Below are 10,132 nucleotides of genomic sequence, written 5' to 3' on the forward strand. Positions count from 1 at the left end.
GTCTTAGGCGTGCTCCGTGAGGAGCGCGTCGGGAATGTCAAAATTGGCGTAGACGTGCTGCGAGTCCTCCTGGTCCTCCAAAGCGTCAAGAAGTGCCAGCAGGGTTTTCGCTTTTGAGGGGTCGTCCACGCGCATGGTCGAGGAGGGCACCATGGTGATCTCTGCCGACTCCCACGCAAATCCCGCCTTCTGCAGCGCGCTCTTCACGGCCTCAAAGGCGTGCGGGTCTGAGGTCACGGCGGCCTGCCCTTCCTCCATCTTCAAGTCCTCGGCCCCGGCCTCGAGGGCCGCGTTCATCAGCTGCTCTTCGTTGAGCCCCTTCGCGCTGAGGAGAATCAGGCCTTTCTTTTGAAAGAGCCATGAGACGCTGCCGGCTCCAGCGAGATTGCCTTCGTGTTTCGTAAACAGGCTTCGGATTTCAGCGCTCGTCCGGTTTTTGTTGTCGGTCAAAAGCTCCACCAACACGGCAACACCGCCAGGACCGTAGCCTTCAATCGTCATCTCTTCAAACGCCTGGCCCTCCAGCTCGCCGGTGCCGCGTTTGATGGCTTTTTCGAGGGAGTCTTTCGGCAGGTTGACTTCACGGGCTTTTTGGATCGCGAGCCGCAGGCGGGGATTGGCCTCGGGATGCCCGCCGCCGATCCTTGCGGCGGCGGTAATTTCCCGAATCACCTTGGAAAACGCCTTGCCTCGTTGGGCATCAACGATCGCTTTCTTATGCTTGATGCCCGCCCATTTGGAATGTCCAGCCATGACTGCGGATGCCAGGCTCTCGTCGGTAAGATGGCGGTAGTATAACACCCGTGAAGGCCCGCGACAACGCCGGAATGCTTACGTGGCGGGGGGCTCAGGCAGGACGTGGCCGAGGAGGGCTTCGATTTGCTCAATCAGCGCTTTGGCCTGCCGCGGCTTGCTGATGTAGGCGTTGGCACCCAGCTCCCGGCACAGCGTTTCGTCCATCTCTTGGCCTTTGCCGGTGAAAATAATGATCGGAATCGCGCGATACGTGGGATCATTTTTCAAGGTGCTGCAGACGTCGTAGCCGCTGCGCTTCGGCAGCATCAGATCAAGGATAATCACATCGGGCTGGCCGAGGCGAGCTTTCGTCAGGGCGTCCTCCCCATCCATCGCGATCAGCACTTCGTAGCCGGCAACTTCAAGCCGTTTGCCCACGGTCTTCACAATGGCGGGCTCATCATCAACGAGCAGGACACGCCGCTTGCCTTGCGCCATCATCTCCTCCGGCTCATCGCCCTACCAGCGCTGCCGCTGCGCTTGCGCCAACAATTCCTCGAAGTCTTTCACGAGCAGATCCGGCGCGGCCTCACGCAGCTCGGCCTCATCAGAAAACCCGTGCAGGACCATCGCGGTCAGCACGCCGGCCCGCCGCCCCGTCTCCACATCGATGGGGCTGTCCCCGATGAACACCGCGTCCATCGATGGAACCGCCTGGTGGCTGAGCACCGCCATGAGCGCGGCCGGATCCGGTTTCTTCGGATACCCGGAATTGCCGCCGATGATGTCGCGAAAATACTTGGCCACGCCTAAACCCTCTAAAATCTGCGTGGAATAGGGATTGGGTTTATTCGTGATCACGGCCTGCCGACGATCCTTGAAATACTCCAACATCTGCTGCGCGTTCGGATACAGCCGGCTGTGATCGAGCAAATGCCGAGTATAGTAGGCGCGGTAGATCTCAACACCGTCGTCGATCGCCGCCGCGTCCTCCGTTTCCAGGCACTGGCGCACCAGCTCCTGCACGCCGCCGCCGATGTAGCGCCGAACCTCCTCGGCCGGTTTCGGTGTGAGGCCCACGCGCTGCCGCATGTGATTCGCCGCTTCCGTGATATCCTGCAGCGTATCGACGAGCGTGCCATCAAGATCATACAGGAGCAGCTGCTTCATGATCTATTGTACTCTAAAACACAACCGCCGCCAGCGCAAGTGCCGGCGGCGGATGGCGTTGGCGAGCGAGACGACCGGGGCGCCCCGCCTTACCAGTAGCAACCGCACGAGACTTCAGAGCCTCTTGGGCCGTGAAGCAGCGACCCCACGATCTGCAACAGTTCGGCCACGTTATACGGTTTGGTCAAATACACATCAGCCCCGCTGCGATACCCGTGGACTTGATCAATCGGACGATCCAGGCCGGTCACCATCACGACCGGCACCGCCCAGGAATCGTACCGTTTGCGCAGCTCTTCGCAGACGGAGAATCCATCAATATCCGGAAGGCGCAGATCGAGTATCGCCAAGGCGACCGGATGCTGGGCGGCGTATTTCAGCGCCTCAAGCCCGGTGCGCTCGGTATGCACCTGAAACCCCGCCGATTCCAACACGCGCCGCAGCAGCCTCGCCTGGGCGTCATCATCTTCAACCGCAAGGATTTCCTCGTGGCGTTCGGTCACGGTCATCCGGCCCCCTATGAGATGTGCCTACTGTAGGTATGGCTGACGGAGGAGTCTCTTGTCAAGAGGCCGAGGAGCCTGGGAATGTCCGGCTTAGTCGGTCGCGGCGGCGGGGGGTGCCAGCAGCCGTGTGATTTGCTCGAGGAGCACGCAATCGTCCTCGTCTTTGGTGAGGTACACGTCGGCGCCGAACATCAGCCCGGCGAGATGGTCCTTCGGTTGATCTTTGGCGGTCAGCATCACCACGGGAAGCTGTTTGGTCGCAGGATTCTTTTTCAGGTGGGCGCAGACTTCATAGCCGTTGAGCTTGGGCAGCATGATATCCAGAATGATGAGATCCGGATGGTCGGTCGCCGTTTTTGCCAGGGCCTCTTCGCCGTCCGCCGCCACGCTGACGGCATATCCGGCCACCTCCAGCCGCTTGGTATAGAGCTTCTGCATGCTTGTATCATCATCCACCAGCAAAATCCGTTGTTGCGGCTGCGCCATCACCGGCTCCTCACCCCACCATGATAGCGGAAGCCGACGACTGGCTCAAGTGGAGGAGGCGTCTCTAGCGGGGCCGCTCTTCCGACCGCAGCGCCTTGCGTGGGCTGGGGGGCTGGGGGGCCGTCGAAGGAGGCTTTCCTGATATCAAGTTCCGGGCTTTCAGAGACTCCGCCGGCGCGGGCGTGGACGCCGCCGAGGGCGCCGAGGACGGTTTCGCGGAAACGCCCCCACTGTCTTCCTTGGGCGGTGTCGCCTTCCAATCCGACAGCCCGACTTGCCATTCGCGGTTTCCGGAGGGAGCTAAGGCCTTGGCATCCTCCGCCTCGCTCTCTGGGGCGGGGACATCGCTATACGGCGTGAGCCCGTGCTGCCAGCCGACCCCGTCTTCTGAAGAGGCGGCAGGGTCATCCGTGGCGTCCTTTGAGGCCTCGGATGGGCCGGTCGTCTGATCCGCCGCCCAAGCAAGCGACGCCGTCACCATGATCGCGCCGAGCACCAGGCTCGATGATCGTATGGCCGTCTCGCTCATTTCTTACAACCATACCATACGCGCCCGCGCTATTGAAGAGCGATCGATTTCCACCGCAAGTTAGTGAGGTAGATTCCCCGCTTTATTTTGACCGCGCGGCGTGTTATAACCTCACTCATGAGCGGCCGCCGATTGGCCTTGTACCAGCGGTATCCTCGGTCAACGCTTGTCGTTCTCCCCACCATTATCCTCTCCGCCGTGTTCCTGTTTGAGGGTCTTTCGCTGCCGATCCTCTACTCAAAAAAATTATTTTGGCAGACGAGCTATTCCGTCTGGACAGGCATCGTCAGCTTGTGGGAGCAAAGCGAGCTGGCGTTGGCCACCATCGTGTTCTTCTTTTCCATGGTCTTTCCCGTCATCAAATTGCTCGCCCTGGCCACTCTCTGGTTTCTCAAGCTGCGGGAGGAACAGCGCAGCCAACTGCTCCGGTGGTTAAGTGTGTTAGGGAAGTGGTCAATGTTGGATGTCTTCGTGGTCGCCATTCTCATCGTGCTGGTGAAGCTGGGCCCGCTCGTCACCATTGAACCTCGCATCGGCATCTACTTCTTTGCCGGCGCCATTCTTTGCTCGATGCTGACCACGATGTACGTTGAACGCATCGCCAAACGTGTATCGCGCCCGCGCTAGGGGGGCGTGGCGGCCCGAATTTCCTTGATCCGCTTGGCCATCGCATCAGCGGCTTCCGTCATGCCCTGCCTTCGCAAGACGTGCTCGTACGGTTCGAGGACCGTGAGCACATGCGGAGCATTCGGGGCGACATGGCGTTCCGTCAGCGCCAATGACCGCTGATAGACCGCCGCAGCCTCCGCAAAGCGGTTCTGGGCGGCATACGCTTTCCCCACGTTATTGAGCGACTGTACTACCGCCGCATCGTTGGGAGGGAAGGCGCGCTCGCGGATGGCCAGGGCCCGACGGTGCAGCTGCTCCGCTTGAGCAAATCCGCTCTGCCGCTGGCGCATGTAGCCCAAATCATTCAGGACTTGCGCGACCTGCTGATGGTCCAAGCCATAGGCCGCTTCGGCAGCGGCCAAGGCGCGCTCCGCCATGGTGATCGCCTTGGAAACCTGGTTGGCCTGGACGAGCAGCGTGTACTGCGCGATCAGCTCATTCACTTGCTGCTCCGACGCCTGCGGGCGAGGGGCGTCTTGCGCCCATGCGGATGCGCCCGCCACCACAAGCAGCAGTCCGATGGCAGCGATGCGTCTCACGAGGGGATCTCCTGCTCCAACCGCTGAGGCTTCGCGTAACGGATCACCGTGCGCACGAGCACCTCAAGATCAAATGGCTTCACCAGGTAATCGCGCGCCAGCAACGCTTGGGATTGGAGAATCGATTGCGAATCGCTTTTGGCCGTTAAGATCACCACCGGAATGCCGATCGTCGACGCGCTCGCTTTCAGCCGCAGGAGGACATCAAACCCGTCCATTTTTGGCATCATCAGATCCAACAGGATCAAATCGACTCGATGGCGCTGCGCATACTGCAGCCCCTGCTCGCCGTTCGAGGCGGTCACCACGTAATAGTGGTACGGTTCAAGGGCTCGCTTGACCAGCTCACGGATTTTCGGCTCATCATCCACCACGAGGATCCTCTTGGTTCTCATCGCTGAGCGTAGTGTAGCACCGCCTGGTGTCGCTCGCAAACTCCACCCTGTGGTATAGTGGATCAATGGCGAGTTCCCTGCGCGTGAGGCCCCGTTGGTTCGGTTGTGTGGCATGGCTCACGGTTGCGCTCAGCGGCTGCGGCAGCCTGCCCTCCCGCCACAGCTCCTCTCCCGGCAACGTCGTCCGCATCGCCGGAACCAAAGGCCACTGGCAGATCCTGCTCAATGGCCGCCCCTTTGAGCTTCAGGGTGTGGGAGCGGCCTATGCGCGCGGCAGCGATGGCGCGGACTATCTCGCGATGGCGCGAGCCATGGGCGCGAACACGGTCCGGACCTGGGGCACGCGCCAAGGCACCCGCGAGTTTCTGGATCAAGCGCACCGCTACGGGTTGTACGTCGACGCCGGCATCTGGCTCAACCCCGTGTATGAGGACGGCACGTGCAGCTACATCACCGATACGGCCTATCAGCGCCAGGTCAGAGACGAAACGATTCAGTACGTCACCGCGTATAAGAACCACCCGGCCATTCTGTTCTGGAATATCGGCAATGAAACGATCCACTTCACCCGGAAAGAGGAAGAGCGCGTGGCGTTCAGCCGATTTCTTGAAGCGCTGGTTCAGGAGGTCCATGCCATCGACCCGCATCATCCCGTCATTCACACCTCAGCGTTTACGTCCGCCGTCGACTACGTCAAACGGTATGCGCCCAGCGTGGATATTTTCGGGCTGAACGTCTATGGGGGCTTGGAAGACGCGCATCGGGAGGTGATCGACAAGCTCTCGATCCCGTATGTCGTGACGGAGTTCGGGCCGATCGGGCCGTGGGACCGGCCTCGGGACATCCATGGCAAGGCGATCGAGCTGACGGATGTGGAGCGCTCAGAGTTCTACGAGCAACAGGCCGCGTTCATTCAGCGGCACCGAGGGTATGCGCTGGGCGGGTTTCCGTTTGCGCTCGGCGAAGCCAATCAAGTTTCCCTGATCTGGTGGAACCTGAATTACCAGCGCTACAAGCGATTCGCCTTCCTCAAACTTCAAGCGCTCTATACGAAGCAGCCCATGGGCAATCGGCCTCCGGCGGTGCGGGCGCTGGAGTTCAGCAAGCAGCAGGCGTTGCGCCCCGGCGAGCCCTTTGAGATTCGCGTGGATTACTGGGAACCTGAAGGCGAGGCCGTGGAATTTCGCTACTTCGCCTCAACCAGCGAGGAAACCCCAACGCTGGAAGAATTCCAAAACCGCGAGATTCCTCTGAAGGTCGATGGCCGCGGGCCCGTGGTGAAGGCCGAAGCGCCTCGGCAGGAGGGAATCTATCGCATCTATGTGGTGGCGGTGGATCCTCACGATCTTGCCGGAACCCTCAGCGGCACCATCAGCGTCACCGCCCCGTAGGCCTATGGCTCCGATGACGGTCCCTGGGCTCCCCCGACGGGTTGGCTTGTCTGCGGGTCAGAAAACTTCCCCCACTGTCGGCGCACCTGATGGCACGAGATGCAGCGTTGCGCCAACAGCGTATAGTGCTGATACGCGGCCTGATAGTGGCCGCTATTGGCTTTTTGCTGCAGCAGCCGAGCCTGCTCCACAATATCCGCCAGCGCCTTCCATTCCTCAACCTCGTCCCCGCTCTCCGGCGGGTACCGGCGCGCCACCTGATTCATCTTGCTCGCGATCCTGTTGGCCCGCTCTTGAATGACCGTGAGGTCGCTCGCGAGAAAGCCATCCATCACCGCTTGCAGGTCTGCCCGCAGATCCTTCATCACGCTATGCGCCCGCTGGAAGATCGCTTGGATGGTCTCATCGATCACGCGCTCGGCCGCTGGAACCGACAGAATCGCCATCCCGCCCACCAGGCAGACGACGCCAATGCCCAGCAGGAATTTTCGCCGCATCCGCCACCTCATGTCGCTCTGACTCTCCTCCTAAAGGTTTTCTGTTTCATCGCTTCCTCCCTGTTCCCGGAATTCCCAATCGCCATCTGTTACTGCGCTGCCAGCAGCCGGATGAGCCCAACCCCGTACAGGGTTGCCCCCACCCCCAACACCACTGAAATCCAGATATCCGCCCGATCCGCCATCTCCACCTCCCAACGACGTCGTGTGTCCCCTAGATCTCCCAAGATGTTTAAGGTTTTTTCAGATAGGTCACATCGGGAAGTAGAGCAAGGTCGGCGGCGCTGGTCACAACCTTCACCCCTTCGGTCAACGCTGTCGCATAGATGATGGCATCCGCCATGCCTAAGCGATGGGCGAGGCTCAAGTCGGCGGCGGTCAATGCGATGGTATCGGTCAGCGGGATGATGCGGGTCTTGCCCATCTGGGCGATAGCCGCGAGGGCTTCTTCCTCACTGCGTTGGCGCTTGATGATCTTGTAGACTTCGTAGAGAACAATTGCCGGGGTGACGACGGTGGGAAGATGCTTCAGGTGTGCAGCGTACTCGCTGGCCAGCGGCCCCTCGGTAAAAAACTCCAGCCAACCGGAGGAATCAATCAGCATCGACGACGAGTCACATCCGATCCCGCTTCTCGCGAAGATCCGAGACTTTCATGCCCTTGAGGAAGCCGCGAAACGTTGCCAAGGGCCGATCCGGCAGCAAGGTAATGGTGCCTTCTTTCACCACGATGGCCAGCTTTTGGCCGGTGTGAAGTGGCACTTGCCGCCGCACGTCTTTCGGAATCACCACCTGGTATTTCGAGGACACCGTCACCTGCGTCATGGCCGGACTCCTTGAGTGTCTTACGTTTTACTCTATCGATACTAATTATATCTTACGTTTTTCCCTTTGTCAATCTCCCCGCCGTCCCGCCACCGGAGTCCTGCGCCCGAGCCCGCATAGCCTCGGTATCCTGCCGACTTAAGTCTCGTGTCCCCGGAACTCCGGAACTCGAGCTGGAACTCCCCTAAGTCTCGTCTCCAGAAATCCTGGGAAATTAATTTTTCTTGTGAAGAAAGTACTCGAAGAGCGGCTCGTATAATTCAATAACAGCAGAGTCGCCGGCTCCAAGACTTCCAGCCGAAACACAGATGCTGTTCCCTAAAAGTCCAACCGCAGGAAACTGTCGTGCGGTTGGCATTGGTGGACGGGATTTCCAGGTATCAGTGCTGGGGTTATATTCTTCTACGATCCCAAGAACACCGCCAGACTCTGAATAGCCCCCGATCGCAAAAATACGGTTGTTCACTACGATGGCCCGCAAGCCACGTCGTGGGGTTGGAATCGGCGCTTTGGTTAACCAAACATGCGTAGCAGGATTGTACTCCTCCACTCGGCCATCTTGCGCGCCAGAGACGACTGTACCACTAATGGCGTAAATCTTGCCATTGACCGATGCTGCGGCAAGACTCCAACGAGGAGTGGGCAGCGGCGTCGTAGAGGTCCAGCTGTCACTCAACGGATCATATATTTCGACCGCATCAATCCCGCTGACTCCATTGTGACCGCCAATCACATAGATTTTCCCATCGAGAACCGCGCTCGCTAGAGCGAATCGAGCCGTTGGCAAGTGGGCCTTTGTCGTCCAATGATTGGTCACAGGATCAAACGCTTCCACCGCATCGGTCGCAGAACCAACCGCGGTCGTCGAGCCACCGATTGCGTAGATTTTTCCTCCAACCCCTTCTGCCGTCAGGTTATTTCTCGAAGTTGGCATGGGTTGTGCGATCCCGTCATCATAGCTCACGGTCGCCTGTGAGATCTTTTTCACAACCGTGACCAGATTAAGAATGGTGGACCCTTGTAATCCGCCAAGTAGATACGTCAGATTTCTAATGGTTGCACCGGACACATACCCACGCCCGACTTGAAGTTGACTACCCGCATCAAACCAAAAATCCGTTCCGACAGGAATCGTCCCAAGGAAAGAATAGCCCGGTGGGGATTGAGTGGTTTCTCCAATGATGGAAAAACCTGAGGGCACTCCGACGCTTGCAGTGGCCGCGGTCGCTTGGATCGTTCCATCAGGAAAAATTACCCCATGATTGAGGCCGCTAATTTTGACGTTACCAACAACGTTGAGCTTCTCAGTAGGTTGAGCTGTTCCAATGCCGATATTCCCAATGTTTGTGTTATAGACATCGTCGCCGTTTCGCTTCCAAATCGCATGTGGTGTCTTGACGACAGGAGTCCGTTTTGGCTGCTCCGATGCTGAGCAATCAGAAGAAAACCAGGTCAACACAACCAAAGCAGCGGCCATGCAGGCTATTTTTCTCATCTCTTCCCTCCTGAAGTTAGATCCTTCTTCCAACGCGCCGGAATTCTCTCTTGATATAAAAACGGCGGTCCGGATGGACCGCCGTTGGGTTAGACGTTGATTGTTGGCTCGACGCTGCGCATGCTGCACCAGTTACATTGTACGCCTTTTCAGACTCCTCGTAACCCAGCTTTCCCCCATCCTCCCGGCCATTCCGAAGCGAAAACGCCCTGGTTGAAGCCGAGCCGACGGATCGCGAGCCGCCGCGTACTGAACAGTACGCAAGGCGAGCGATCCTAGAGCGGCCGTTTACCTTTAGGGTAAACGGCACTCCCGTCGCCCGCCCGCGCGGGCTCGGTCGCAGGCCACCGCGCATACGAAATCATCTGCAAACCACGCTACTTTTCCCCTCCCGCCACTGGTTTTGAAGCGAAATTGCGCCGGCTGAAGCCGAGTCGATGGATCGCGAGGCGCCGCGTACTCAAGAGTACGCTAGCCGCAGCGATCCGAAGACGCAGGCCAGCCGGCGCAATTGCAGCCAAAAGCAGGTGGCGGGAGGGGAAAAGAAATAGCCTGGCAACGACCTACTCTCGCAATCCCTTGCGGGATGACTACCATCGGCCCTGAGGGGCTTAACTTCCGAATTCGGAATGGGATCGGGTGTGGCCCCCTCGGTATGGTCACCAGGCATTTTTTGAAGAACAACGATAGTGTCTCGCGAAGAAGAAAAAGTAGTTAAGCCGCACGGCCGATTAGTACTGGTTCGCTGAAACCCTCACGGGTCTTCCACGTCCAGCCTATCAACCTGGTAGTCTACCAGAGGCCTTCAGGGGGCTTGCGCCCCGGGAAACCTTATCTTGGAGGCGGCTTGGCGCTTAGATGCTTTCAGCGCTTATCCGTTCCGGACACGACTACCC

General features: G+C 59.1%; 14 protein-coding genes and 2 rRNA genes. 2 read left to right on the top strand and 14 right to left on the bottom strand.

Going from position 1 to position 10,132, the window contains the following annotated elements:
- Positions 1-3: 3 nt before the first annotated feature.
- From HY737_08740 to HY737_08765, 6 genes are all read right to left on the bottom strand, one after another.
- Positions 4-753 carry a YebC/PmpR family DNA-binding transcriptional regulator gene (locus HY737_08740; protein MBI4598470.1) on the bottom strand — a complete coding sequence of 250 codons (750 nt, stop codon included), beginning with the start codon at positions 751-753 and terminating at the stop codon, positions 4-6.
- A gap of 78 nt (positions 754-831) precedes the next feature.
- The gene (locus HY737_08745; protein ID MBI4598471.1) at positions 832-1,233 is read right to left on the bottom strand and encodes a response regulator; all 402 of its coding nucleotides are present in this window, start codon (positions 1,231-1,233) and stop codon (positions 832-834) included.
- 21 nt (positions 1,234-1,254) lie between these two features.
- Positions 1,255-1,905, bottom strand: a complete 651-nt coding sequence (locus HY737_08750; GenBank protein MBI4598472.1) for an HAD-IA family hydrolase — start codon at positions 1,903-1,905, stop codon at positions 1,255-1,257.
- Positions 1,906-1,994: 89 nt separating this feature from the next.
- On the bottom strand, positions 1,995-2,414 hold the full coding sequence (locus HY737_08755; protein ID MBI4598473.1) for a response regulator: 420 nt from the start codon (positions 2,412-2,414) through the stop codon (positions 1,995-1,997).
- Between the two features lie 87 nt (positions 2,415-2,501).
- Positions 2,502-2,897: a response regulator gene (locus HY737_08760; protein ID MBI4598474.1), complete on the bottom strand. Its 396-nt coding sequence runs from the start codon at positions 2,895-2,897 to the stop codon at positions 2,502-2,504.
- A gap of 64 nt (positions 2,898-2,961) precedes the next feature.
- Positions 2,962-3,426 (bottom strand): hypothetical protein, encoded by a 465-nt coding sequence (locus tag HY737_08765; protein ID MBI4598475.1) that lies wholly within the window; start codon positions 3,424-3,426, stop codon positions 2,962-2,964.
- A 117-nt stretch (positions 3,427-3,543) separates the two neighbouring features.
- On the opposite strand from HY737_08765, the gene HY737_08770 reads away from it, so the two are divergent.
- Positions 3,544-4,053: a paraquat-inducible protein A gene (locus HY737_08770; GenBank protein ID MBI4598476.1), complete on the top strand. Its 510-nt coding sequence runs from the start codon at positions 3,544-3,546 to the stop codon at positions 4,051-4,053.
- On the opposite strand, the gene HY737_08775 is transcribed toward HY737_08770, so the two are convergent.
- Together HY737_08775 and HY737_08780 are read right to left on the bottom strand one after the other, a co-directional pair.
- Positions 4,050-4,634, bottom strand: coding sequence for a tetratricopeptide repeat protein (locus tag HY737_08775; protein MBI4598477.1), 585 nt, complete (start codon positions 4,632-4,634; stop codon positions 4,050-4,052). The two genes, HY737_08770 and HY737_08775, sit on opposite strands and share 4 nt — an antisense overlap.
- A complete protein-coding gene (locus HY737_08780) occupies positions 4,631-5,029 on the bottom strand; it encodes a response regulator (GenBank protein ID MBI4598478.1) in 399 nt (132 codons plus the stop codon). Before HY737_08780 ends, HY737_08775 begins: the two co-directional genes overlap by 4 nt.
- 83 nt (positions 5,030-5,112) lie before the next feature.
- On the opposite strand from HY737_08780, the gene HY737_08785 reads away from it, so the two are divergent.
- On the top strand, positions 5,113-6,420 hold the full coding sequence (locus HY737_08785) for a hypothetical protein (protein MBI4598479.1): 1,308 nt from the start codon (positions 5,113-5,115) through the stop codon (positions 6,418-6,420).
- A gap of 2 nt (positions 6,421-6,422) precedes the next feature.
- On the opposite strand, the gene HY737_08790 is transcribed toward HY737_08785, so the two are convergent.
- The 6 genes from HY737_08790 to HY737_08815 form a co-directional block, all read right to left on the bottom strand.
- The gene (locus tag HY737_08790) at positions 6,423-6,929 is read right to left on the bottom strand and encodes a hypothetical protein (protein MBI4598480.1); all 507 of its coding nucleotides are present in this window, start codon (positions 6,927-6,929) and stop codon (positions 6,423-6,425) included.
- Positions 6,930-7,149: 220 nt separating this feature from the next.
- Positions 7,150-7,521: a type II toxin-antitoxin system VapC family toxin gene (locus tag HY737_08795; GenBank protein MBI4598481.1), complete on the bottom strand. Its 372-nt coding sequence runs from the start codon at positions 7,519-7,521 to the stop codon at positions 7,150-7,152.
- 10 nt (positions 7,522-7,531) lie between these two features.
- On the bottom strand, positions 7,532-7,741 hold the full coding sequence (locus tag HY737_08800) for an AbrB/MazE/SpoVT family DNA-binding domain-containing protein (protein ID MBI4598482.1): 210 nt from the start codon (positions 7,739-7,741) through the stop codon (positions 7,532-7,534).
- Between the two features lie 214 nt (positions 7,742-7,955).
- Entirely contained in the window at positions 7,956-9,236 is a 1,281-nt protein-coding gene (locus tag HY737_08805) for a hypothetical protein (GenBank protein ID MBI4598483.1), read from the bottom strand.
- A 550-nt stretch (positions 9,237-9,786) separates the two neighbouring features.
- Positions 9,787-9,903, bottom strand: a 5S ribosomal RNA gene (rrf, locus tag HY737_08810).
- A gap of 43 nt (positions 9,904-9,946) precedes the next feature.
- Positions 9,947-10,132 (bottom strand): 23S ribosomal RNA (locus HY737_08815); the annotation flags it as partial.

The organism is Candidatus Omnitrophota bacterium (genome assembly GCA_016209275.1).
Taxonomy (GTDB): Bacteria; Omnitrophota; Gorgyraeia; order Aquiviventales; family Aquiviventaceae; genus JACQWM01.